We start from the raw sequence: 23,913 nt of genomic DNA, 5'->3' as shown, positions 1-23,913 counted from the left end.
GGCACGACTGCCGTACGGTCCGTCAGTCGTGCCGCGCCCCGGACGGTGGGCGCACGGCCACGGTCGGCGACAATGGGACGTACCACTCGATCAGCGCCGGCCGCGGGCCGGGTCAGCTGTATGTCCGAGCCTCTCACCCTGCCCCGCGGGCGGGTCTGTCACACGCAAGGAGACTCGCCCGTGAGTCTGTTCTCGAAACTGTTCGGTCGTAACAAGCGGGGGGCCGCGGCGGAGGCGCCGACGGCGCGTCACCGGATGTCCGACGACGACGCCGCCGTCCCCGGGATGCGGTCCGCGGACCAGCAGAACCAGTACACCGAGCGTCCGCTGTTCCGCGACGGCGGCGCCAATCAGGCACCGTACGGCGCGTCGGTTGATTCCTCGGGCGCCGCGCGCATAGCTTTCGAGTCGGGACCCTCAACCTCTGCTGGAGGGTTTGCTCCGGATCCGTACGCCGGGCATGCCCCGTCGGGCGTGCCGAGCCAGGAGGCTGTGAACATGACTGCCGGTGCCCTTCCCTGTCCCCGGTGCGGGAACCAGAACCCGGCGGCCGCCCGCTTCTGCAACAACTGCGGTACGGCGCTGCGCGGTGGGTCGATGCCCGAGGGCGCGGCGGAGACCACGTCGACCATCTCGATCTCCGGTCTGGAGTCCTACGACCCCACCGCCACCGGAACGGGCGCCACTCCGGCGCTCTCGGCCGAGGTGCTCTCCGCGATCGACGCGCTGCCGCCGGGTTCGGCCCTGCTGATCGTGCAGCGCGGCCCGAACTCAGGCAGCCGCTTCCTGCTCGACTCGGATGTCACTACGGCGGGTCGCCACCCGGAGGGGGACATCTTCCTGGACGACGTCACCGTCTCTCGTCGCCACGTCGAGTTCCGCCGGACCTTCGGCGGGTTCTCGGTGGCCGACGTGGGCAGCCTCAACGGCACCTACGTCAACCGGGAGCGGATCGACCAGGTGACGCTGAACAACGGTGACGAGGTGCAGATCGGGAAGTACCGGCTGGTGTTCTTCGCCAGCCCGCAGCGGGGGTTCTGAACCACACCGGGGGTACTGAACACGACGTCGGCAGGAGCCCCGAGTGACCGCGCACACCCCTTCATCCGTCGAGGCCATCCACGTCCCCGGCTCGCGTCGAGCAGCCGGGGGCCGGCGGCGCGGTGACGAACTGCTCAGCATCGGTGCGGTGCTGACCTTCCTTCGGGACGACTTCCCGGAGGTGACCATCTCCAAGATCCGCTTCCTGGAGGCGGAGGGGCTGGTGGAGCCGCAGCGGACGCCCTCGGGCTACCGCAAGTTCAGCCCGGCCGACGTCGAGCGGCTCGCGTATGTGCTGCGGATGCAGCGGGACCACTACCTGCCGCTCCGGGTGATCCGGGAGCACCTCGACGCGATGGAGCGCGGCGAGGCGCCGCCGGCGCTGCCGGCTCCGGACGCCCGGCCCGGTCCGCTGGACGAGGCGGACCGGGAGCTGGTGGCGGCCTCCGGTGCGGTGGCCGGGGTCCGGCTGGGCCGCGCCGAGCTGCTGGCGGCGGCGGAGGCCGGCGAGTCGGAGCTGGCCGAGTGGGAGTCCTACGGGCTGCTCGCCCCCGGTCCGGACGGCGGGTACGACGGCGAGGCGCTGCAGGTGGCGCGGCTGGTCGCGGAACTCGGACGTTTCGGCCTGCAGCCGCGTCATCTTCGGGCCATCAAGGCGGCGGCGGACCGGGAGGTGGCGCTGGTCGAGCAGGTGGTCGCCCCGCTGCGGCGGCACCGGAACCCGCAGACCCGGGCACATGCCGAGGCCACCGCGCGTGAGCTGGCCACCCTGTCGGTGCGGTTGCACGCCGCGATGGTGCAGGCGGGGCTGAAGGCCAGGCCGGCTCAGTGAGCTCCGTACGGCAGGGCGGAACCGTTCCTTCACGGCCGGAAACCGGCCTCCGGGGGCGTGCGGGTACCTGTGCGGGAGCGCCCCGACCGGCTGCGCTTTCATATCCGCGGCAGGGGTCATAGGGTTGCCACTGTGAATGAGCTCGACGTCGTGGGTGTCCGGGTGGAGATGCCTTCCAACCAGCCGATCGTGCTGCTGCGGGAGGTTGGGGGAGATCGGTATCTGCCGATCTGGATCGGTCCTGGCGAGGCGACTGCGATCGCTTTCGCCCAGCAGGGTATGACTCCGGTGCGGCCGCTGACTCACGACCTGTTCAAGGACGTGCTGGACGCGCTGGGCCAGCAGCTCACCGAGGTCCGGATCAGTGATCTCAGGGAGGGCGTGTTCTACGCCGAGTTGGTGTTCTCCGGCGGTGTCGAGGTCAGCGCGCGCCCGTCGGACGCGATAGCCCTCGCCCTGCGGACCGGTACGCCGATCTTCGGGAGCGAGGAGGTGCTCGCCGAGGCGGGCATCGCGATCCCGGACGAGCAGGAGGACGAGGTGGAGAAGTTCCGCGAGTTCCTCGACCAGGTCTCGCCGGAGGACTTCGGTGGTGGCCAGCAGTAGCGCCGGACCGCCGCAGCGTCGCGGGAGACCGGGGGAAGCACCGGCTGCCGGACGCAAGTCTCGTTTTGCCAAAGGTCGTCCGTCTACCCACACTTGAGGCACGAAAAACCACACCATCGAGTGACATTGGTGGTGAGCCTCGGCGTGGCGATCGTTGACGGGTCACTGGCGACTGCCTACCGTCAGGAGTGGCTCCGGTGAGTTACTCCACCCGGGCCCATACAGCCCACAGGACGAGCGGACGGAGGTAGGCATGAGCGGCTTGGGCGACGAAGCAGCCGTTGGAGGCCCGTGCTCCGTGCACGTACCACGCTCAGGGCGGAAACTGCTGCTGGAGCGGGCCCGGGAGGCCGCGGTCGTCGAGCAGCAGCAGGAGCGGGAGCTGCCCAGGGTCGGGCGGTTCCCGGCCGTGCAGCCCGGGCAGCCGGCGATCGAGCGGCCGGCGCCCACCTCCGAGCTGGTGGGCTACCGGGGGCCGACGGCCTGTGCCGCGGCCGGGATCAGCTACCGCCAGCTGGACTACTGGGCCCGTACCGGGCTACTGGAGCCGAGCGTGCGAAGCGCGTACCCGGCCAGTGCGCAGCGGCTCTACAGCTTCCGCGACATCCTGCTGCTCAAGATCGTCAAGCGTCTGCTGGACGTCGGAGTCTCGCTCCAGACCATCCGGGTGGCGGTGACGCACCTGCAGAGGGCCGAGGTCGTCGACCTGGCCGGGCTCACCCTGATGTGCGACGGGGCCACGGTCTACGAGTGCACCTCCCCGCAGCAGGTGGTGGACCTGTTGAAGGGTGGTCAGGGGGTCTTCGGCATCGCGGTCGGCGCGGTCTGGCAGGACCTGGAGGCCACGCTCGGGCGTCTGCACGCCGAGCGGACCGACACCGGTGAGACGCTGATCGGGCACGACCCGGCGGACGAGCTGGCCCAGCGCCGCAACCGGGCCGGCTGAGCCGGCGACCGAGGTCGTACGAGGGCCCGGACGGGGAACCGTCCGGGCCCTCGTCGTCGTCCGGGCAGGTGAAACGATCACGAGGGGGACTCGGTGGGATGGAGCTCGCGGCCTAGGCTGCCCCGCTGGCTGGCACTGCGGACGAGACGGGGGCAGCGGCGTGCGTTCCAGGCGGTCACGCTGCTGAGCGCGCTGGCGCTGGCCCCGAGTACCTGGCTCTGGCTGAGTGAGACGGACCGGGTCGACACCGTGCAGGCCGTGCCGGGCGCCCCGGTGGCCGTGGTCTTCGGCGCGGGTCTGTTCAACGGCGAACCGTCCCCGTATCTCGCGCACCGGCTGGACGCGGCGCTGGCGCTGTATCAGCAGCGCAAGGTGGAGGCCATCCTGGTGACGGGTGACAACAGTCGGGACGACTACGACGAGCCCGATGCCATGCGCCGCTACCTGGTCGACCACGGGGTGCCGCGGATCCGGGTGGTGGAGGACTACGCGGGCTTCGACACCTGGGACTCCTGCGCCAGGGCCCGGCGGATCTTCGGAGTGGACCGGGCCGTGCTGGTAAGCCAGAGCTTCCATGTACGGCGGGCGCTGGCACTGTGCCAGGCGGCAGGCATCAGGTCGTACGCGGTCGGGGTGCCGGAGCCGGGGAACGCCACCTGGTACTACGGCGGACTGCGGGAGATCCCCGGCGCGGGCAAGGCGGCGCTGAACGCCTGGCTGAAGCCGGACCCGCAGTTCCTCGGCGCGCGGGAGGACGGGATCGCCCGGGCGCTGGCGGACGCGGCGGGGCACTGACCTCCGCGGATTCGGGCGGACCGCCGCACGGGAGTTGTCAGACCCCTGAGGGATGATCGGCAGGTGCGGACAGTGCCGAGCATCATCCACCTCGACATGGACGCCTTCTTCGCCGCGGTGGAGCAGGCGTCCAAGCCCAGCCTGCGCGGCAAACCGGTGGTGGTCGGCGGCCTGGGCGGCCGGGGGGTGGTGTCCACCGCCTCGTACGAGGCGAGGCGCTTCGGGGTGCACTCGGCGATGCCGATGGCCCAGGCCCGGCGGCTGTGTCCGAACGCGGCCTTCCTGGCTGGGCGCTTCCAGGCGTACCGGCAGGTGAGCGAGATCGTGATGGGCCTGTTGAGGGAGCTGTCGCCGCTGGTGGAGCCGCTCAGCCTGGACGAGGCGTTCGTGGATCTGGAGGCCGGGCCGTACGGTCCGGCGCTGGCCGACGCCGGCCCGCAGGAGGGGGCCCAACTGGTGCGGGCGATCGCGGAGGACCTGCGCGCGGACATCCATGCGCGGACGGCGCTGACCGGTTCGGTGGGCGCGGCCGGCTCGAAGCTGATGGCGAAGATCGCCTCGGAGCAGGCCAAGCCGGACGGCCTGGTGCTGATCGGGATCGGATCCGAGCGGGCGGTGCTGAGTCCGCTGCCGGTCCGGGCGCTGCCCGGGGTCGGCCCGGCCACCGAGCAGGCGCTGCGGCGGGTGGGCCTGGCGACGGTGGCCGATCTGGCGGAGGCGGGCGAAGAGGAACTGGTCCAACTGCTCGGCCGGGCGCACGGGACGGGGCTGTACGCGACGTCCATAGGGCTTGACGAGCGCGAGGTGGTGCCGGACCGGGACGCGAAGTCGGTTTCGGTGGAGGACACCTTCGAGGTGGATCTGGCCGACCGGGACGTCATCCTGCGCCAGGTGGAGGTGCTGACGGCGCGCTGCGTCCAGCGACTGCGGGCGGCGGGACGCTCGGGCCGGACGGTGGTGCTGAAGGTCCGGCGGTTCGACTTCTCGACCCTGACCAGGTCGGAGACCCTGCGGGCGCCGACCGACGACGAGGGGGTGATCGCCGAGACGGCGCGGCGACTGGCGATGCAGGTGGACATCACCGGCGGGGTGCGGCTGCTCGGGGTCGGGGTGTCCCAGCTGGCCGACTTCACCCAGGAGGACCTCTTCGCCCAGGCTGCGGCGCAGGCGCAGGCGCAGGCGACGGCCGAGGCGGGGGAAGCCGCCGACGCGACGGAGGAGCCTTCGGAGCCCGAACCGGGCGAAGCGCGGGCGAAGGACGCCGTGCCGCCGACCGGGCGGCGCTGGCTCCCGGGGCAGGACGTGACGCACGCCGAGTACGGCCCGGGGTGGGTCCAGGGCAGCGGGGTCGGCCGGGTCACCGTACGGTTCGAGACGCCGTACGGCCCGCCGGGGCGGGTCAGGACGTTCGCGATCGACGATCCGGGGCTGGAGCCCGCGGATCCGCTTCCTCTGCGGCAGTAGCCGTAAGCCCGTGCCGATGGATGGTGAAACGTTTCAGCAAGCACGCGGAAACGCTGTGGCCCCGTACCCGGAGACATCCGGGTACGGGGCCACCTGTCGGGCCGGGCCCTGGGCGGGTCGCGATGCCCTCACCGCCCGCCGGGGCCCAGTCCCCTCGCGCCCTGTCCCTGAGCGCGAGGGCGGGCGCCTCGTCAGACGCCGGTCTCGACCAGCTCCGACTCGGAGCCGCTCGCCACCGGAACGGCGGTGGCGGGTTTGATGCGCCGGATCGCGAACGGCACCACGGCGGCCACCAGGCACATCGCGGCGGCGACCCAGAACGCGTGCTTGTAGGCGTCCAGCGTGGGCAACTGGATCGGCAGCGGGATCGGGAACTTCATGGTGTCGCCGGTCAGGATCGCGCCCATCACGGCGGTGCCGATGGCGCCGCCGACGGTGCGCAGTACGGCGTTCATGCCGTTGGCGATACCGCTCTGCTCGGCCGGGACGGCGCCGTTGATGTACGCGGGCATCGCGGCGTAGGCGAGGCCGACGCCGAGGCCGAAGACGGCGGAGGCGAGGTAGATGTCACCCTCGGCGCTGTGCCGGACGGCCAGGTAGGCCATCGAGGCGGCGCCGAGCGCTCCGCCGAGGACCAGCGGCAGACGCGGGCCGCTGCGGGCGATCAGCAGGGCGCCGACGGGGGCGGCGACCATCGAGCCGATGGCGGAGGGCAGCAGCATCACGCCTGCGTGCAGCACGGTGGCGGTGAAGCCGTAGTGGGCGAACTTCGCGGGGGTCTGGGCGAAGTTGCTGATCACCATGAAGGAGCCGTACATCCCGAAGCCGATGAGCAGGCCGGAGATGTTGGTGAAGGCGACGGCCGGGCGGGACATCATCTTCATGTCCACCAGCGGGTGGCTGACCTTGACCTCGATGGCGATCCAGATCAGGGCGACCACGGCGGCGACGGCGAACAGGCCCAGGGTCTTGGTCGAGGTCCAGCCCCAGTGGTTGCCCTGGCTGACGGCGACCAGCAGGGCGCAGAGCCAGCCGGCCAGGGTGAGCGCGCCGAGCGGGTCGGCGCCGCCGTCCTTGTCGACGACCGGGTCCTTGGGGACGCGCAGGGCGACCAGAGCGACCGCGATCAAGCCGAAGATCAGGCCCATCCAGAAGATGGACTTGTAGCTCCAGTGCTCCAGCAGCAGGCCGGTGGCGACCAGGCCGAGGCCCGAGCCGACGCCCATCGAGGCGGAGATCGCGGCGACGCCGCCGGTGACCTTCTCCCGGGGGAGCTCGTCACGGACGATGCTGATCGCCAGCGGGAGCACGCCACCGCCGGCGCCCTGCAGGACGCGGGCGACGACCAGCCAGGTGAAGGAGTGGGTGCCGACCGCGAGGGCGGAGCCGGCGACCAGGCCGGCCAGTGAGATCAGCAGCATCGGCTTGCGGCCGCGCAGGTCGCCGAAGCGCCCCAGTAGCGGGGTCAGCACGGCGGCGGAGAGCAGGTTGGCCGTCATCAGCCAGGTGATGTTGGAGCCGGCGGTGTGCAGCTCCTTGGCCAGCGACGGCAGGATCGGGACGACCGCGGTCTGCACCACGCTGAACGCCAGCATCGCCAGGATCAGAGCGGGCAGCACTCGTGCGCTGCTCGGCTTCTCGGCCGTGGAGCTGGGCTGTGGTGCCTCACTCACGGTTCTTCCTCCAGTTCAGGTCCCTCGGCGGTTGTGGCCAAGGGCGAAAGTCAACGAACTGAAGTAACGATGCACATGGATAGTTCAGACTGTCAAATATCTACGGTTGAAAATTAGGCAAACCGGTCGCCCCGGCTCCGTTTCGTCCGGTGCCGGGGCTGGAAGCGAAGCGACGGGTCAGGCGTGGCGCAGCGGTTCGGGACGGGCGGGCGGTGGGGTGGAGGGCGTCGCGCCCGGGGTGGTGGGAGCGTCCGGGGTGGTGCTGTCGTACACCTCGACCTGCTCCCGGCGCAGCTCCTCGCGGATCACCTGCTCCTCGGTGTACCGCTCGACCACCAGGCGCACCCGCTCGACCGGCGCCAGGTACTTGCGCAGCACCGGCCGCTCCTCGCGCAGCGTCACCTCCTCGACCGCGTCGGCGAGCTCCTGGTCGCTCAGTGCGGCCCGCTCGGACTCGGTCACTGGCACGCGCTCGACCCGAACCCGCTCCCGGGCGAGCCGTACCCGGCGCTCCACGGACTCGGTGGTCACGTACTTGCGCAGCCGCGCGGTGCCGAGGACGTGCCACTCGGTGCTGATGTCGAGGCGCTCCTCGCGGCAGGTGATCTCGATGGGCCCGGCCGGCGCGCCCTGGGCGGCCGCCCGGTCCGGGGTGGGGGCGTGCACCGCCCGCCCGTTGGACCCGGTGGTTCTGAGGGCGGGCCTGTCCGCCACGGCGGGGCTCTTGACGTGGTCGGCCGGCGGCGTGGCAGGCTGTGCGGTCGGGCTTGGAGTCGGAGCCGGAGCTTGAGTCGGCGGTGTGAAGCCGGCCGTCGCGCGCTCCCCGGTGGCGGGTGCTGCCGGAGTGGCGGGTGCGGAGGGCGCCGGGGGTGTGGCAGGTGCGGGGGCTGCCGCGGGCGTGGGCTGGGTGGCGGGCGGGTGCGGTCCGGTCGACCCGACGGAGCCGAAGTCCCGGTCGGTGGTCTTCGAGGTGCGGTTTGCGGGTGCCGCCGAGGGGGCGCTCGCGTCCAGGCCGTAGTAGCGGTAGAGCTGCAGCTCCTGTGCGGGCGAGAGGTGCTGCCCGACGCCGAAGTCTGGCGATTCCTTGATCAGTGACTTGTCGTACGGGACCCTGAGTTCGTCGCCCGAGAACTCACTGGTGGTCAGCGGGACGAAGGCATCCCGGCCGAAGATCCCGGTTCGCACCGCGGCCCACTCGGGCTCACCCGTCGCGTCGTCGAGATAGACCTCGTCGACCGTGCCGATCTTGTCACCGTTCCGGTCGACCGCCTTGTGGCCGATCAGGTCCCGCGGATCGATGTCGGTCTGCACGCCGTCCTCCACTACGTGCTCCTGGGGGAATCCCGTCTGGTGGGCGGCTTGGAGGAGCTGTCCGACCGCCACTTCACACGAAAAGCCATCAAGTCGGACAGCGGCTACCCGAAGGCAGCCGTACGGGAGGGCGTTGGGCTGTCCGGGGTCGTCGGTGTTCCGCCCGATCGCCCCCGACCGACCGGTGATCTGCGGGGTTTCCGCTGGTACCCTGGGCGCGACCGCCGAGCCCGCTCGGGAGAGTCCCCAATCCCCGTTGAACTGCGGGAAGTGGGGCGCCGAAGGAGCAAACCCTCCCCGGAATCTCTCAGGCATCCGTACCGTGTGGGCTAGGTCACTCTGGAAAGCAGGGCAGGGCTGTTGGCGCGGGAGCCGGCGGCACCACCCTCACCGACGGTGCAAGCCGATGGACGCCCCCCGGGCCTCCCGCGCGGCGAAGCTCTCAGGTCCCGATGACAGAGGGGGAGGCCTGTCGGGTTCACACGCACATCGGACCACCGCTCCCACAGCGGCGGAGCCCAACGACGTGTGCACCCCCCCCCGCCGGTCCGCGACCAGGAGGCCTCGACCCCCATGAACGCCCAGCCGACGCTCGCCGAGCTTGAGCAGGCCAGCCCCTTCGAGACCCGCCACATCGGCCCCGACACCGCCGCCCAGGACAAGATGCTGGCGCAGGTGGGCTACGGCTCGCTGGACGAGCTGTCCGACGCCGCCGTGCCGGAGGCCATCCGCAGCCTCACCGCGCTCGGCCTGCCCGCCGGTCGCAGCGAGGCCCAGGTGCTTGCAGAGCTGCGTGAACTCGCCTCGCGCAACCAGGTCCTGCAGCCGATGATCGGTCTCGGCTACTACGGCACGTTCACCCCGCCGGTGATCCTCCGCAACGTGCTGGAGAACCCGGCCTGGTACACCGCCTACACCCCGTACCAGCCGGAGATCTCCCAGGGCCGCCTGGAGGCGCTGCTCAACTTCCAGACCCTGGTCTCCGACCTGACCGGGCTCGCCACCTCCGGTTCCTCGCTGCTGGACGAGGGCACCGCCGCCGCCGAGGCGATGGCGCTGGCCCGCCGGGTCACCAAGGTCAAGGGCGGTGTCTTCCTGGTCGACGCCGAGACCCTGCCGCAGACCGTCGCGGTGATCAACACCCGTGCGGTGCCGACCGGCGTCGAGGTGGTCGTCGCCGACCTGTCGGACGGCATCCCGGCCGAGATCGCCGAGCGCGGCGTCTTCGGTGTGCTGCTCCAGTACCCCGGTGCCACCGGTGTGGTCCGCGACCTCGCCCCGGTGATCGAGCAGGCGCACGGCCTGGGCGCGATCGTCGCCGTCGCCGCCGACCTGCTGGCCCTCACCCTGCTGAAGTCCCCGGGCTCGCTCGGCGCCGACATCGCCTGCGGCACCTCGCAGCGCTTCGGTGTGCCGATGGGCTTCGGCGGCCCGCACGCCGGCTACCTGGCCGTCCGTGCCGAGTACGCCCGCAACCTGCCCGGCCGCCTGGTCGGTGTCTCGGTGGACGCCGACGGCAACCGCGCCTACCGGCTGGCGCTGCAGACCCGCGAGCAGCACATCCGCCGCGAGAAGGCCACCAGCAACATCTGCACCGCTCAGGTGCTGCTGGCCGTGATGGCCTCCATGTACGCCGTTTACCACGGCCCCGACGGCCTCGCCGACATCGCCCGCCGCACCCACCGCTACGCCGCCGCGCTGGCAGAGGGTCTGAAGGCCGGTGGCGTCGAGCTGCTGCACGGTGAGTTCTTCGACACCGTCACCGCCCGCGTCCCGGGCCGGGCCGCCGCGGTCGTGGACGCCGCCCGCGCGGGTGGCGTCAACCTGTACCAGGCCGACGCCGACACCGTGTCGATCTCCTGCGACGAGACCACCACCCGCGAAACCCTGGCCGCCGTCCTCGCCGCCTTCGGCATCGAGGGCGTCGAGCTGGACGAGAACGCCGAGGCGCTGCCCGCCGCGCTGCTGCGCGAGGACGAGTACCTCACCCACCCGGTCTTCCACGACCACCGCTCGGAGACCGCGATGCTGCGTTACCTGCGTCGCCTCTCCGACCGGGACTACGCGCTGGATCGCGGCATGATCCCGCTGGGCTCGTGCACCATGAAGCTCAACGCCACCACCGAGATGGAGCCGGTGACCTGGCCGGAGTTCGGCCAGCTGCACCCGTTCGCCCCGGTGGACCAGGCGGAGGGCTTCCTGACCCTGATCCGCCAGCTGGAGCAGCAGCTGGTCGAGGTGACCGGCTACGACGCCGTTTCCATCCAGCCGAACGCCGGCTCCCAGGGCGAGCTGGCCGGTCTGCTGGCGGTGCGTGCCTACCACCACGCCAACGGCGACACCCAGCGCGACGTCTGCCTGATCCCGTCCTCCGCGCACGGCACCAACGCGGCCTCGGCCGTGATGGCCGGGATGCGCGTGGTCGTGGTCAAGACCCTGACTGACGGCGACGTGGACGTCGAGGACCTCAAGGCCAAGATCGAGCAGCACCGCGACCAGCTCTCCGTGCTGATGGTGACCTACCCCTCCACCCACGGTGTGTACGAGGCCCAGATCACCGAGATCTGCGGCATGGTGCACGAGGCCGGCGGTCAGGTGTACGTGGACGGTGCCAACCTCAACGCCCTGGTCGGCCTGGCCAAGCCGGGCAAGTTCGGCGCGGACGTGTCGCACCTGAACCTGCACAAGACCTTCTGCATCCCGCACGGTGGCGGCGGCCCGGGCGTCGGCCCGGTCGCGGTGCGCGCGCACCTGGCGCCGTACCTGCCGAACCACCCGCTGCAGGCGGAGGCCGGCCCGGCCACCGGTGTCGGCCCGATCTCGGCCGCGCCGTGGGGTTCGGCCGCGATCCTGCCGATCTCCTGGACGTACGTCCGGCTGATGGGCGGCGAGGGCCTCAAGCGTGCCACCCAGGTCGCGGTGCTGAACGCCAACTACATCGCCAAGCGCTTGGCCCCGCACTTCCCGGTGCTCTACACCGGTCCCGGCGGCCTGGTCGCGCACGAGTGCATCATCGACCTGCGTCCGCTCACCAAGGAGACGGGCGTGACGGTGGACGACGTCGCCAAGCGCCTGATCGACTACGGCTTCCACGCCCCGACCATGTCCTTCCCGGTGGCCGGCACGTTGATGATCGAGCCCACCGAGTCCGAGGACCTGGGCGAGATCGACCGCTTCTGCGAGGCGATGATCGAGATCCGTGCGGAGATCGACAAGGTCGGCTCGGGCGAGTGGGCAGCCGACGACAACCCGCTGCGGAACGCCCCGCACACCGCCGCCAACCTGGCCGGTGACTGGGCGCACCCGTACACCCGGCAGGAGGCGGTCTTCCCGGCGGGCGTCAACCCGGCCGACAAGTACTGGCCGCCGGTGAGCCGGATCGACGGCGCGTACGGCGACCGCAACCTGGTCTGCTCCTGCCCGCCGCTGGACGAGTACGGCGTCTGAGTCGAACAGCAGCGCGGGGCCCTTCGGAGGATCGTTCCTCTGAAGGGCCCCGCGCCGTTCTCCGGGGTTGCTCAGGCCGCGGCCAGGGGCCGGTGCGGTGCGATCACCTGCCCGTCGGGCAGCAGCTCGCCGGTGTCATCGAAGATCAGGACGCCGTTGCAGAGCAGGCTCCACCCCTGCTCGGGGTGGCGGGCCACCGGGACGGCCGCCTCACGGTCGGCGGACTCCGCTGACGGGCACTCAGGACGGTGCTGGCACATGACTCGTACCCTCGCTTCGCTCACGACGATCCGCTCCCGCCGCCGCGGCCGCCCCCATCGGACCGGCCGGTAACGGGGCCCGTGGTGAACGCGCACCGACAGCTGCGGCCCGGGCGCACATCCTCGTCGAGGGTCGTTGCTCCGTCCGCCGGAGAAGTCGACCGCTGTGCCCGCCGGTGAAGTCGGCGGCAGGCCCGCGATGCACGTTCGGACTCGACTCTCGGCTCGCTCCTTCCCCCGCGTTCCCTGTTGCCGGTCGGTCCCGGGCGTCCGCCCCGCCGGTCGGATCTCCTGCCGGCCCCGGCTCATGTGTGAACCGGCGCGTCGGTGGGTAGGACTGGCAGCCCTTTCCACCTGATTCCCAATGTCGGCATCGCGAGCCGATCGCGCAGCGATTTGGTGACATGCGCCACAACTGGCTTCGCTACATCACCCGTTCAGGCGGCGGAACCCGGTCGGGACGGCCGGACGGGCCACCCGGATGCTGACTCGACCGAGTCAGATCCAGATGGCCCGTCCGGGTGATTCGCCTCAGGAGATCCCGGCGGCCAGCCGCGCGGGGACCGCAGCGCGCTCCAGCATCGCCAGCAGTTCGAGCGCCGGGTAGACCCGGTGCGCGGTCACCCCGCAGGGGGCGGGCGCCAGCGGGATCAGCAGGTCGGTGGCCGGGCTGGCCTCCGGATGGTGCAGCCACAGCGCGGTGGCGTAGTGGCCGGGCATCGACAGCAGTCGCGGCTGGTGCCGGGACCGTGAGGACTGGGCGAGCTGCCAGGCCTGGCGCAGCGCCCGGACCGTGGAGTTCAGGTACGGCCCTGCGGTGAAGTGCGAGAAGGCGTGGCCGTCCGCAGTCTCGACCACTTCGGCCGCCGCCGCGACCTCGGCTGCGGGCTCCGCCGGGACCGCCGCCGAGCCACGCTTGATCAGGAAGCGCCACCCGGTGCGCCTGGCCGTGGCGAGCCCGGCGCCGGGTCCCTCCAGGACGTGCACCGCGAGCGGATGGGAGGGCAGCAGCGGGCCGGCGGCGTCGCGCAGCGCACCGGCGGCGGGCTGGCACAGCGCGGTCTCGGAGTCGAGCGCGGCAAGGACCGCGCGCAGGGCGCTGGGCGGGGGCTGGGGCGTCTGCATGGTCATGGCGGGTCGCCTCTCCGTGCTAGATCGGCGTGCGAGTGCGGCATACCGGCGTGGCGTTGGTGTGACGGGACCTGGGCCGTGTCCGGTTGGGCATGATCGCGGTGCGGGCGCGGAACCTGCCGACGATGAGATTCGGAGCGGCATGGCACCGGCTGGAAGCGCAGTGCGAATTCTACTCGAACAGGTGCGCAGGGTGACCTTCATATCACGTTCCGTGGCCCATGGCAAGCTGGGAGATGGCTGACGCAATGTCAGAAACCCTCTATCGTCAACCTGTTCGGGTGAGCGGCTATCGATCTTCCGGCGGGGCATGATGCAGGAGCGATCGGCCGAAGGATCGACCAAAGGTGAAGGGGCACCCATGGGCGAGAAGGTCGTGGCGAGTCGGGCGGAGCTGGCCGACCGGCAGTTGTACCGCCGGAAGCTGCAGTCCTGCATGGACGCACTGGAGCGGATGCTGCGGGAGGAGCGCTTCGACCGCCCCAGGGCCATGATGGGCCTGGAGATCGAGCTCAACCTGGCCGACGAGCAGGGCAGGCCGCTGATGTACAACGAGGAGGTGCTCGGCTCGATCGCCTCCAGCGACTTCCAGACCGAGCTCGGCCAGTTCAACATCGAGGTCAACATCGCGCCGCACCGGCTGACCGGCCATGTCCTGGAGGACCTGCGCGAGGAGCTCGACACCTGCCTGCGGTACGCCGACCGCAAGGCCGCGGAGGTCGGGGCGCGGATCGTGATGGTCGGCATCCTGCCGACCCTCGACCTGGACCACACCGGCCTGGACGCCATGTCGCACAACGACCGCTACACCCTGCTCAGCGACCAGATCCTGGCCGCCAGGGGCGAGGACATCGCGCTCGACATCCAGGGCGTGGAGCAGCTGTCGATCGAGTCGGTGTCGATGGTCGCCGAGGCCGCCGCCACCTCGCTCCAGCTGCACCTCCAGGTCACCCCCGAGCGCTTCGCCTCGGTCTGGAACGCCGCGCAGGCCTTCTCCGCCGTGCAGGTCGCCCTCGGGGCCAACTCCCCGTTCCTGTTCGGCCGGGAGCTGTGGCGCGAGACCAGGCCGGTGCTCTTCCAGCAGGCCTGCGACACCCGTTCGGCCGAGCTCAAGGCGCAGGGCGTGCGCCCGATCACCTGGTTCGGGGAGCGCTGGGTCGACTCCGCGCTGGACCTCTTCGCCGAGAACCAACGGTACTTCCCGGCGCTGCTCCCGGTCTGCTACGACGAGGACCCGGTCAAGGTGCTGGCCTCCGGCGGCATCCCCAGGCTGAACGAGATGCGCCTGCACAACGGCACCATCTACCGCTGGAACCGGCCGGTGTACGACGTCGCCGACGGCGTCCCGCACCTGCGGGTGGAGAACCGCTGCCTGCCGGCCGGTCCGACGGTCGCCGACACGCTGGCGAACGCGGCCTTCTTCTACGGCCTGGTGCGGGTGCTCGCCGAGCAGCCGAGGCCGATCTGGACCAGGCTCGCCTTCGCCCAGGCGGACGAGAACTTCCTGGGCGCCGCCCGGCACGGTATCGAGGCCGTCCTGCAGTGGCCGAAGAGCGGGCGGGGGGCACGCGGTACCGTCCCGGTCGCGGCCACCGAACTGGTACTGAGCGAGCTGCTCCCGCTGGCGTACCAAGGGCTGGCCGAGTGGGGGGTGGCGGCGGGCGACCGGGACCGCTACCTCGGCATCATCGAGCAGCGCTGCCTGCGCCGGATGAACGGGGCGGCCTGGCAGAGCGCCACCGTCCACCGGTTGCGCGAGCAGTACGGGATGGACCGGGCGGCGGCGCTGGCGGCCATGACGCGGCGGTACATGGAGTACTCGCGGGCGGGGGAGCCGGTACACACCTGGCCGGTTGGGTAGCGCGTTCGCCGCGCCGCGGGGCGCGCGGGCCGGGCGGTGAGCCCCGGACGAAGCGGCGCCCTGGACGAAGGGGTGCCCCTGGTGAAGGCGAGCGTCGGATGAAGGGGCGCCCGGCCGGTCGTGCGTTCACCGTGGCCGAGAAGCGTCCCCGGCCAGCAGCCCGGTGTTCAGAGGTTGGTATGGGAGGATGATCGGCCCGGCGGCAGGACCGGTCGTCGGGTCGAAGCTGCGTGCTGGAGAGCCCTGGTGACCACCGTTTCGACCGAGCCCGAACCCGGGACCGCCGCGCCGTCCCGCCGACTGCTGGTGGTCGAGCTGCTGATCGTGCTCGGTCTCTCGCTCGGCGCCAGCGGGGTCAGCGCGTTGATCAGCTTCCTCGGGTCGCTCACCCAGCCGATCGCGCTCGGCCACCAGGTCGCGATGCTCAACGGTTCACACGCTCCCGGCCGGCCGTGGCTCGACCTGGTCTGGCAGGTGTACTACGTCCTGCGCGGGCTGATGCCGGTCGCGCTGGTCGGCTATCTGCTGGTCCGCGAGGGAAGCTCGCTGCGGCAGCTGGGCTTCGACCTCCGCCACAAGCTCGGCGACCTCGGACGTGGCGCGGCCGTTGCCGCCGCGATCGGCGGTTCCGGACTGCTGCTCTACCTCGGTTCGCAGGCGGTCGGGGCCAATCTGACGGTCGCGCCGTCCGGGCTGCCGGACGTCTGGTGGCGGATCCCCGTGCTGGTGGCCTCCGCCTGGCAGAACGCCATCCTGGAGGAGGTGATCGTCGTCGGGTACCTGCTGCGCCGGCTGGGCCGGCTCGACTGGGGGCTGCCCGCGATGATCGCGGCCAGTGCGGTGCTGCGCGGCTCCTACCACCTCTACCAGGGCCTCGGCGGGCTGATCGGCAACACGGTGATGGGCGTGGTCTTCTGCCTGCTGTACCGGCGCTGGGGCCGGGTGATGCCGCTGGTGGTGGCGCACGCGCTGATCGACACCGTCGCCTTCGTCGGGTACGCGCTGCTGGCCGGGCACGTGAGCTGGCTGCCCACGGCGTGACACCCGGTCGGGGGCGGCCGAAGGGGGGAGTTCGGCCGTGAGAGCCCTTTGCTTTACCTGTTGTTGACAATGCGCCATGCTCACGCCAGCGTGGTGGGGCCCGACCGGGACCGTGTGATCCCTTCGACGACCCACCAGGCATGGAGAGTTGATGCGCAATCCGCTTCGCGGGCTGCTGCCCGCAGCCCTGCTCATACCGGCACTGGGCCTCGGGCCGGTGGTGTCGGCCGCCGCTCAGACCCGCACCTCCGTCGGTGCCGCCACGGTAATCGACGCCGACATCCGGGACCGGCTGGCCGCGATTCCCTCGGTGACCGTCACCGAGGAGAAGCCCGTCCCCGGCTACCGCTACTTCCTGCTGACCTACACCCAGCCGATCGACCACTTCAAACCGTGGCTCGGTACCTTCCAGCAGCGGTTCAGCGTGCTGCACCGGGGTGAGGACCGGCCGACCGTCTTCTACACCAACGGGTACACCCTGGGCGCCGAGCCGTCCCGCACCGAGCCGAGCCGGTTGCTCGACGGCAACCAGGTCTCCATCGAGTACCGGTACTTCACCCCGTCCCGTCCGGTGCCCACCGACTGGAGCAAGGCCGGGATCCGGCAGGGCGCGGCCGACGCGCACGCGATCATCACCGCCCTGAAGCGGATCTACGGCCAGAAGTGGATCTCCACCGGGGCCAGCAAGGGCGGGATGTCCTCCGTCTACCACCGCCGCTTCTACCCGGACGACGTGGACGGCACGGTCGCGTACGTCGCGCCCAACGAGGTGGACGACCGCGACGACGACGCCTACACCGAGTTCTTCCGGCAGGTCGGCAGCCCCGAGTGCCGGGCGGCGCTGCGGGTGGCGCAGCGCGAACTGCTGGTCCGGCGGGGCACACTGGAACCGCGCTACGCCGCCGACAACGCGGCCAAGGGCAACACCTTCACGGTGATGGGCAGCGCCGACCGGGCCTTCGAGGCCTCGGTGCTGGACGTGGTCTGGGGCTTCTGGCAGTACGGCACCGAGGCCGACTGCGCCACCGTGCCGGCGGTGAACGCCACCGACGACCAGCTCTACGCCTGGTTCGACACCCACTCGGGCGTGGCCGCGAACTCCGACGGCGCGTTGGCCCGGTTCACCGCGTACTACTACCAGGCCGGCACCGAACTCGGCTCGCCGAACTTCGACGTCTCGTACCTGAAGGGTGTGCTGCACTACGACCCGAGGGAGCTGTACGCGCCGCGCAGCTATGTGGCGCGCTCGATCCCGATGCGCTTCAACCCGTGGGCGATGCCCGACATCGACCACTGGGTGCGACACTTCGCGCGGCGGGTCATCTTCGTGTACGGGGAGAACGATCCCTGGGGCGCCGAGCGGTTCGAGCTCGGGCGGGGCAGCTGGGACAGCTACGTCTACACGGTGGCCGGTGGCAACCACGGTTCGAAGATCGCGGGGCTGAAGGCGGACGAGTCGGCGGCGGCGACGGCGAAGCTGCTCGCGTGGGCCGGGGTGCCGTCCGGGGCCTCCCTGGCTAGGGGGCACCAGGTGCCGGCGTTCGGCCCGCTGGACGCCGAGTGCCTGCGATTGGAGCACAACCGGCTCTGAGGCGGAGTACTTCAGGGGTGGAGCACCTCCGGCGCGGAGTAGTTCTGATCCGGAGTGATCCCGGTGCGGAGCACGTCGGACCGGGAGCGGCTCCGGGCTTGACCCCCCGGGGAGCCGATTCGCTCCGGCTCCGATCAGCTCGGAGTCGGAGCGAATCCGACCGCGATGAACTCCGGAGGGGATCGTTCCACGCCGTCGTTCCAAGGCGGACGGCGGCGGGGGTTCGGGACGGCTCAGCGGTACCGTCGGGCGGCCGGCGGGCGCCGCAGCAGCCGGTCCACGTGGTGGCGCTGGAGGCCCTGGCCCGGGTCGACGGGCAGCAGCAGCCGGTCCCGTCGCAGCAGGGAGTTGCGGACCAGCCGGCGCGGGATCAGGTCGTCCACCCAGGCGAACGGCCGTCCGTCCGCGAAGCGCAGCAGCGGTGCCCACTTGAAGGCCCGGAAGATGTCCATCAGCGGCACCCGCGGGTCGTCCGGCTGCGGGACGTAGTCCGAGAAGCGCACCACCGGCAGTCGGGGGAGGCCGAGCAGTGGCGAGATGTGGATGTTGGCCTGCTCCTCCCAGGTGGTCGCCCAGCAGAGCTGGTAGCTCCCGGCGAGTTCGCGCAGCCACTCGCCGTGGGTCCTGGACAGCAGGACGGTGTAGCCGAGCAGGTCGTGGGTGTCGAAGCCCGCGTCGGGGTACGGGCAGACGGGATTGAGCACTCCGTCCACGTCCAGGAACAGCAGAGGTTCGGACACTGGGCTCCCCCCGGAGTGGCGACAGTCTCATCCAAGGGGACGAACGGGGTCCGGTCCCGGTTTCCGACGCCGGACGATCAGCCGGCGGTGGCCGCCTCCGGGGCGGGACGCGTGGCCGGGACGCACACGCCCCCGACCGCGGTGGTGAGGATCAGCACGACCGAGAACCGCAGCACCATGACCTGCGGTCAGCGGTGCCCGGTGAACTCCCGCCGGCCCTCGCGGAGTTCGTGCGCCAGGATGGGCCGGTCGGGAGGGGCCGGAACGAGCCCGAGGCGGCTCCGGAGCGCGCGGGCCGCGGTCCGGCGGTACTCGTCGGATTGCCGGTGCCCCGGCCGAGGGTGCTTCCCGAGACGGCTTCAGCGGGACTAGGCCCCGGACGCGCGGGAGTACCAGAGACGGCTCCGGAGGGACCGGTGCCCCGGGCGCTATCCGAGGTGGCCCCAGAGGAAGCTGAGCGTGCGCTGCCAGGCGATCCGGGCCTGGAGGGCGTCATAGGTGCCCAGCAGGTTCTCCTCGTTCATGAAGGCGTGGCCGGCAGGGTAGAAGTGGATCTCCGGCCGGCGGTCGGTGGCCTCGCCGATCCGGATCGCCGCCTCGTCCACGGCGGCCACCGGGATCGAGCGGTCCCGCTCGCCGTAGTGCCCGAGCACATGGGCGGTCAGGCCCCGGTAGTCGTAGTCCGGGTCCTTCGGCAGGCCGTAGAACGGCACCACGGCCGCGATCCGGTCGCCCTCCTGCGCGGCCAGTACCAGGGCGAAGCCGCCGCCCATGCAGAAGCCGACCGCGCCGATCGAGTCGCCGACCGCCTGCGGGTGCTCCAGCAGGAAGTCCACCGCGCCGCGCAGGTCGCGGACGGCCTGCTCGACCGGCAGCTGCCGCAGCAGCCGGGCGGCCTCGTCCTTGTCGTGGGTGGTCTCGCCACCGTACAGGTCCGGGGCCAGGGCGACGAAGCCTTCGGCGGCGAACCGGTCCACGGTATCGGCCAGTTGGGAGGTCAGCCCCCACCACTCCTGGACCACCACCAGTCCGGGCCCGACTCCCCGGGGTGGCAGGGCGAGATACCCGTGTGCCGTCCGCCCGTTGCTGGGGAAGGTGACGTTCTGGCGGGAACCGCCCATGGCCTGGACTCCGTCGGGTGGGCCGCGTGAGCGGCGGGCAGCGGGCGCTGGTTGGGCCCGGGCAGCATGATGCAATGCAGGGGTGGGGCTTGGCCAGGTACCCGGCCCGGGCCGATCGGGTGAGCGGCGGGCCGTCCGGCCGGCCCGGGGTCAGCCCATCTCCTCCAGGGGACGGCCCTTGGTCTCCCTGATGCAGTAGGCCACGAAGGGGATGGAGAGCAGCGCGAAGCAGGCGTAGATGACGTACGTCGCAGACAGGTTCCAGTCGGAGAGGGTCGGGAAGGTCACGGTGATGGCCCAGTTGGCGAGCCACTGGGCCGAGGCGGCGACCGACAGGGCCAGCGCCCGGATCCGGTTGGGGAACATCTCGCCGAGCAGCACCCAGACCACCACGCCCCAGGAGAAGGCGAAGCACAGCACGAAGACGTGGGCGGCGGCCAACGCCGTTGTGGCGTAGGAGCTTTCGAGAGTCGCGGTGGAGCCCTTCCCGACCCGGTGGGAGAAGGCCCAGGCCGCGGTGGCGAGCGAGAGCGCCATGCCCGTCGAACCGGCCAGCGCCAGCGGCTTGCGGCCGATCCGGTCCACCAGCGCCATCGCGATCACGGTGCCGAGCACGTTGACGATCGAGGTGGAGAGGCTGATCAGCAGTGAGTTGCTCTCGTCGATGCCGACCGACTGCCACAGGAACGACGAGTAGTAGAAGATCACGTTGATGCCGACGAACTGCTGGAACACCGAGGCGCCGATGCCGACCCAGACGATCGGCAGCAGGCCGAACCGGCCGCCCGTCAGGTCCTTCGGCCGGGGCTTGTGCACGGATGCCAGGACCGCGCGGATCTCCGCCACCCGGGCGTCCAGGTCGACGCCCGGGCCCTCCACCTCCAGCAGCACCGCGCGGGCCTTGTCCTCCCGGCGGTCGGCGATCAGATAGCGCGGGGACTCGGGGATGGCCAGCGCCATCAAGCCGTACACCAGTGCCGGGATGGCCTCCACACCGAGCATCCACTGCCAGGCCTGGATCCCGCCCAGGTGCCCGGTGGACTCGCCGCCGGCGGCCTGGTTCAGGGCCCAGTTGGCCAGTTGGGAAACGGTGATGCCGAGCACGATGGCCAACTGCTGGAAGGAGGCCAGTCGTCCCCGGTACGCGGTCGGGGCGACCTCGGCGATGTAGGTGGGTGCGATGACCGAGGCGATGCCGATCGCGATGCCGCCGACCACCCGCCAGAAGCCCAGCAGTTCGATCGAGGGCGGGAACATCGAGCCGACCCCGCTGACCGCGAACAGGAAGGCGGCCAGCAGCATCGTCCTGACCCGGCCGAGACGGTCGGCCAGCCGGCCGGCGATCACCGCGCCGACCGCCGAGCCGAGCAGCGCGACGGCCACCACGAAGGCGGTCTCGCCGTTGCCCACCCTGAAGTGCTTCTGGATGCCCGTCACCGCACCGTTGATGACCGCGCTGTCGTACCCGAACAGGAATCCGCCCATCGCGGCCGCCGCCGAGATGAAGACGACGTAGCCCAGATGGGCCTGGTCGCTGTGGTGGGTGGGAGTGGTACTGGACAGGACGGGCTCCCGGGGTTCGGCGGTCCGCCCGCGCGGCCGGATGGAACAGCTCCACCGCTCATTTCAGCAGCCGGGCACACCGACGGCGCGCTGTGCGACTCTCAGGGTGAACCGCCCGAACCCCCGTCACCCCCGGGCCGGGCAGCCGCTGCGCCGTGCCGGTCAGCCGAGGTCGCGCAGGTAGCCGGGCAGCGGCCCGGTGGCCGGGGAGTGCGGCACCGGGGTGCCGTACGCCGTGCGCACCGGGACGACGCCGGACCAGTGCGGCAGGTCCAGGTCCGCCTCGTCGTCGTTGGCGCCGTCGTCGCGGGTCTTGGCCGAGACCTCGTCCAGGACCAGGCGTACCACAGCCGTCGCGGCCAGCTCCTTGGCGTTCGCCCGGCGGACGTCGCCCGAGCGGCCCGGCACCACCTGGTCCACCAGCGCGTCCAGGGCGATCGCCAGCTCCTCGGGGTCCGTCACCTGATGGGCGATGCCGTGGGCCACCACCGAGCGGAAGTTGACCGAGTGGTTGAACGCGGACTTGGTCAGCACCAGGCCGTCCACCTGGGTCACCGTGACGCAGACCGGGAGCCCCTCGTCGGCCCCGGCGCCGCGCATCGGACGGCTGCCCGTCGAGCCGTGCACGTAGAGCCGGTCGCCGACCCGGGCGTAGACGGTCGGCAGTACCACCGGGGCGCCGTCCGCCACGAAGCCCAGGTGGCAGAGGTACGAGCTGTCCAGGATCGCGTGGATGGCCTCCCGCTCCCAGGTGGCCCGGTCGCGGTAGCGGGTCGGCGTGGTGCGCTCGTTGCGGGTGTACGCGGCGTCAGTCGACTGCGTGGCGTCCGTGGCGGCGGACACGTGCGTGGTAGCCGTGGCGGCGGTCGTGCTGTCCGACATGGACATCCCCCTATGTATTAGTGCATAATTGTTTTTGTGCTAGGAGACTATCGGATCAAAGGTCGCCGTGCCAGTGACATCGCGGCTGACATCGAACGCGCGGTCGGCGCCGGTGAGTTGGCGCCGGGGGCCACCCTGCCGCCACTGCGCGACCTGGCCGGCGAACTGGGCGTGAACCCCAATACCGTCGCCGCCGCCTACCGGCTGCTGCGCGACCGGGGCGTGATCGAGACCGCCGGACGCAAGGGCAGCCGGGTCCGACCCAGGCCCGTCACCACCCCGCGCGACCAGATCCACATCCCCGTCCCACCCGGCGCCACCGACCTGTCAAGCGGCAACCCCGACACCGCGCTGCTCCCTGCCCTCGCGCCGGCGGTCGCCGTCGCGGCCGCCCAGGGCGACCGCGACCCCGTCCTGTACGGCCATCCCACCGCCGACCCCGGGCTGCTCGACCTGGCCGGCGCGGCGTTCCGCGCCGACGGCGTCCCAGGCGGCCGACTCGCCGTCTGTTCCGGCTCGCTGGACGCGATCGAACGCATTCTCACCAGTCGGCTGCGCCCCGGTGACCTGGTCGCCACTGAGGATCCGGGCTGGGGGAGCCTGCTCGACCTGCTGCCCGCGCTCGGGCTGCGGCCCGTGTCCGTACGGCTGGATGACGAGGGGCCGCTGCCCGACTCGCTCGCCGCGGCGCTGGCCGCGGGCGCCCGGGCGGTGATCCTCACCGTCCGGGCGCAGAACCCGACCGGGGCCGCACTCACCGAGCGGCGGGCCGCTGACCTGCGGGCCGTGCTGGCCGGGTACCCGGGCGCGCTGCTGATCGAGGACGACCACGGCCACGGCATGGTCGACCTGCCCTATCGGCCGCTGGTCGGCGGCACCGCCGCCCACTGGGCCGTGGTGCGTTCGGCCAGCAAGGCGTACGGCCCCGATCTGCGGATCGCGCTGGCCATCGGCGATCCGGAGACGATCGACCTGGTGCTGGGGCGCCAGCGGCTGGACGCGGGCTGGGTCAGCCTGCTGCTCCAGCGCACCGTGGCCGAGCTGTGGCGCGCCGATGCCGCGCCGGCCGGGACGGTGGCCGCGGTGTACCGGGCCCGCCGCGAGGCGCTGCTGGCCGCGTTGGCGGCGCACGGGATCGAGGCGCACGGTGCGAGCGGGCTCAATGTCTGGGTGCCGGTGCCGGATGAGCCCGGGGTGGTCGCGGCTCTGGTGCAGTCGGGTTGGGTGGTCGCGCCCGGCGCGCGGTTCCGGATGCAGTCCCCGCCCGGGATCCGGATCACCATCGCGGGCCTGGAGGAGGCTCGGGCGCCGAGGCTGGCAGCCGACCTGGCGGGCGTCCTGCACTCGTCGGGCGGGCGGTCGCGGTCGACCTGAGTCGGCTGCGACGTGAGCCGTCTCCAATTGGACTGACAATGCGTCAACAAGACGTCCGATCATCGGAGTTTGCTGTCCGATAGGTATGTATGTCTGACAGTCAGAAGAAAGTCGCTTCAGATACCTAGCGGTAACAACCGTGGGCATGCCACATTTTGGGCGCCCCCGGCCGGCGGTACACCCTCACGTCAGCGCCTCCCGTCCCCACGTACGGGAGGCCTTCCGCAGGAGTTC

At 71.5% G+C, this 23,913-nt stretch carries 19 protein-coding genes and 2 riboswitches; of the genes, 11 read left to right on the top strand and 8 right to left on the bottom strand.

Going from position 1 to position 23,913, the window contains the following annotated elements; translation table 11 throughout:
- Positions 1–180: 180 nt before the first annotated feature.
- The 6 genes from ACWDAK_RS26790 to ACWDAK_RS26765 all read left to right on the top strand — a co-directional run bounded on the left by ACWDAK_RS26790 (position 181) and on the right by ACWDAK_RS26765 (position 5,684).
- Entirely contained in the window at positions 181–1,041 is an 861-nt protein-coding gene (locus ACWDAK_RS26790) for an FHA domain-containing protein (RefSeq protein WP_425557527.1), read from the top strand.
- Between the two features lie 76 nt (positions 1,042–1,117).
- A complete protein-coding gene (gene ftsR / locus ACWDAK_RS26785; RefSeq protein ID WP_344634758.1) occupies positions 1,118–1,873 on the top strand; it encodes a transcriptional regulator FtsR in 756 nt (251 codons plus the stop codon).
- 132 nt (positions 1,874–2,005) lie between these two features.
- The gene (locus ACWDAK_RS26780) at positions 2,006–2,479 is read left to right on the top strand and encodes a bifunctional nuclease family protein (RefSeq protein ID WP_344634736.1); all 474 of its coding nucleotides are present in this window, start codon (positions 2,006–2,008) and stop codon (positions 2,477–2,479) included.
- Between the two features lie 253 nt (positions 2,480–2,732).
- Complete coding sequence (locus ACWDAK_RS26775; protein ID WP_427394968.1) at positions 2,733–3,425, top strand: MerR family transcriptional regulator; 693 nt, start codon at positions 2,733–2,735, stop codon at positions 3,423–3,425.
- Positions 3,426–3,518: 93 nt separating this feature from the next.
- Positions 3,519–4,220: a SanA/YdcF family protein gene (locus ACWDAK_RS26770; protein WP_344634734.1), complete on the top strand. Its 702-nt coding sequence runs from the start codon at positions 3,519–3,521 to the stop codon at positions 4,218–4,220.
- A 63-nt stretch (positions 4,221–4,283) separates the two neighbouring features.
- Positions 4,284–5,684 carry a DNA polymerase IV gene (locus ACWDAK_RS26765; protein WP_427394969.1) on the top strand — a complete coding sequence of 467 codons (1,401 nt, stop codon included), beginning with the start codon at positions 4,284–4,286 and terminating at the stop codon, positions 5,682–5,684.
- Between the two features lie 191 nt (positions 5,685–5,875).
- On the opposite strand, the gene ACWDAK_RS26760 is transcribed toward ACWDAK_RS26765, so the two are convergent.
- The gene (locus ACWDAK_RS26760; RefSeq protein ID WP_344634732.1) at positions 5,876–7,357 is read right to left on the bottom strand and encodes an MFS transporter; all 1,482 of its coding nucleotides are present in this window, start codon (positions 7,355–7,357) and stop codon (positions 5,876–5,878) included.
- Positions 7,358–7,534: 177 nt separating this feature from the next.
- Entirely contained in the window at positions 7,535–8,668 is a 1,134-nt protein-coding gene (locus tag ACWDAK_RS26755) for a PRC and DUF2382 domain-containing protein (RefSeq protein WP_344634731.1), read from the bottom strand.
- A 225-nt stretch (positions 8,669–8,893) separates the two neighbouring features.
- Positions 8,894–9,001: riboswitch (glycine riboswitch) on the top strand.
- A gap of 1 nt (position 9,002) precedes the next feature.
- Positions 9,003–9,134, top strand: a riboswitch (glycine riboswitch).
- Between the two features lie 107 nt (positions 9,135–9,241).
- Between ACWDAK_RS26755 and gcvP the strand changes: the two genes are divergently transcribed.
- Positions 9,242–12,115: an aminomethyl-transferring glycine dehydrogenase gene (gene gcvP, locus ACWDAK_RS26750; protein WP_344634730.1), complete on the top strand. Its 2,874-nt coding sequence runs from the start codon at positions 9,242–9,244 to the stop codon at positions 12,113–12,115.
- 71 nt (positions 12,116–12,186) lie between these two features.
- On the opposite strand, the gene ACWDAK_RS26745 is transcribed toward gcvP, so the two are convergent.
- Both ACWDAK_RS26745 and ACWDAK_RS26740 read right to left on the bottom strand, forming a co-directional pair.
- A complete protein-coding gene (locus ACWDAK_RS26745) occupies positions 12,187–12,375 on the bottom strand; it encodes a DUF5999 family protein (protein WP_344634729.1) in 189 nt (62 codons plus the stop codon).
- Between the two features lie 531 nt (positions 12,376–12,906).
- A complete protein-coding gene (locus ACWDAK_RS26740; RefSeq protein ID WP_344634728.1) occupies positions 12,907–13,506 on the bottom strand; it encodes a hypothetical protein in 600 nt (199 codons plus the stop codon).
- Positions 13,507–13,867: 361 nt separating this feature from the next.
- Between ACWDAK_RS26740 and ACWDAK_RS26735 the strand changes: the two genes are divergently transcribed.
- The 3 genes from ACWDAK_RS26735 (at position 13,868) to ACWDAK_RS26725 (ending at position 17,999) form a co-directional block, all read left to right on the top strand.
- Entirely contained in the window at positions 13,868–15,367 is a 1,500-nt protein-coding gene (locus tag ACWDAK_RS26735) for a glutamate-cysteine ligase family protein (RefSeq protein WP_344634727.1), read from the top strand.
- Positions 15,368–15,613: 246 nt separating this feature from the next.
- Positions 15,614–16,408 carry a CPBP family intramembrane glutamic endopeptidase gene (locus tag ACWDAK_RS26730; protein WP_344634726.1) on the top strand — a complete coding sequence of 265 codons (795 nt, stop codon included), beginning with the start codon at positions 15,614–15,616 and terminating at the stop codon, positions 16,406–16,408.
- 151 nt (positions 16,409–16,559) lie between these two features.
- Positions 16,560–17,999 (top strand): S28 family serine protease, encoded by a 1,440-nt coding sequence (locus ACWDAK_RS26725; protein ID WP_344634725.1) that lies wholly within the window; start codon positions 16,560–16,562, stop codon positions 17,997–17,999.
- A 233-nt stretch (positions 18,000–18,232) separates the two neighbouring features.
- Here the strand turns inward: ACWDAK_RS26725 and ACWDAK_RS26720 are convergent, their stop codons facing one another.
- The 4 genes from ACWDAK_RS26720 to ACWDAK_RS26705 form a co-directional block, all read right to left on the bottom strand.
- The gene (locus ACWDAK_RS26720) at positions 18,233–18,739 is read right to left on the bottom strand and encodes an HAD domain-containing protein (protein WP_344634724.1); all 507 of its coding nucleotides are present in this window, start codon (positions 18,737–18,739) and stop codon (positions 18,233–18,235) included.
- Positions 18,740–19,167: 428 nt separating this feature from the next.
- Entirely contained in the window at positions 19,168–19,860 is a 693-nt protein-coding gene (locus ACWDAK_RS26715) for a dienelactone hydrolase family protein (RefSeq protein WP_344634723.1), read from the bottom strand.
- 150 nt (positions 19,861–20,010) lie between these two features.
- Entirely contained in the window at positions 20,011–21,423 is a 1,413-nt protein-coding gene (locus ACWDAK_RS26710) for a sugar porter family MFS transporter (protein ID WP_344634757.1), read from the bottom strand.
- 162 nt (positions 21,424–21,585) lie between these two features.
- Positions 21,586–22,305: a pyridoxamine 5'-phosphate oxidase family protein gene (locus ACWDAK_RS26705; RefSeq protein WP_344634722.1), complete on the bottom strand. Its 720-nt coding sequence runs from the start codon at positions 22,303–22,305 to the stop codon at positions 21,586–21,588.
- A 36-nt stretch (positions 22,306–22,341) separates the two neighbouring features.
- On the opposite strand from ACWDAK_RS26705, the gene ACWDAK_RS26700 reads away from it, so the two are divergent.
- The gene (locus tag ACWDAK_RS26700; protein WP_344634721.1) at positions 22,342–23,679 is read left to right on the top strand and encodes an aminotransferase class I/II-fold pyridoxal phosphate-dependent enzyme; all 1,338 of its coding nucleotides are present in this window, start codon (positions 22,342–22,344) and stop codon (positions 23,677–23,679) included.
- Positions 23,680–23,913 lie beyond the last annotated feature (234 nt).

This window comes from Kitasatospora sp. NPDC001175, assembly GCF_053598215.1.
The sequence above is the reverse complement of the archived record's forward strand: the minus strand, read 5'-3'. Positions and strand labels throughout refer to the sequence as shown.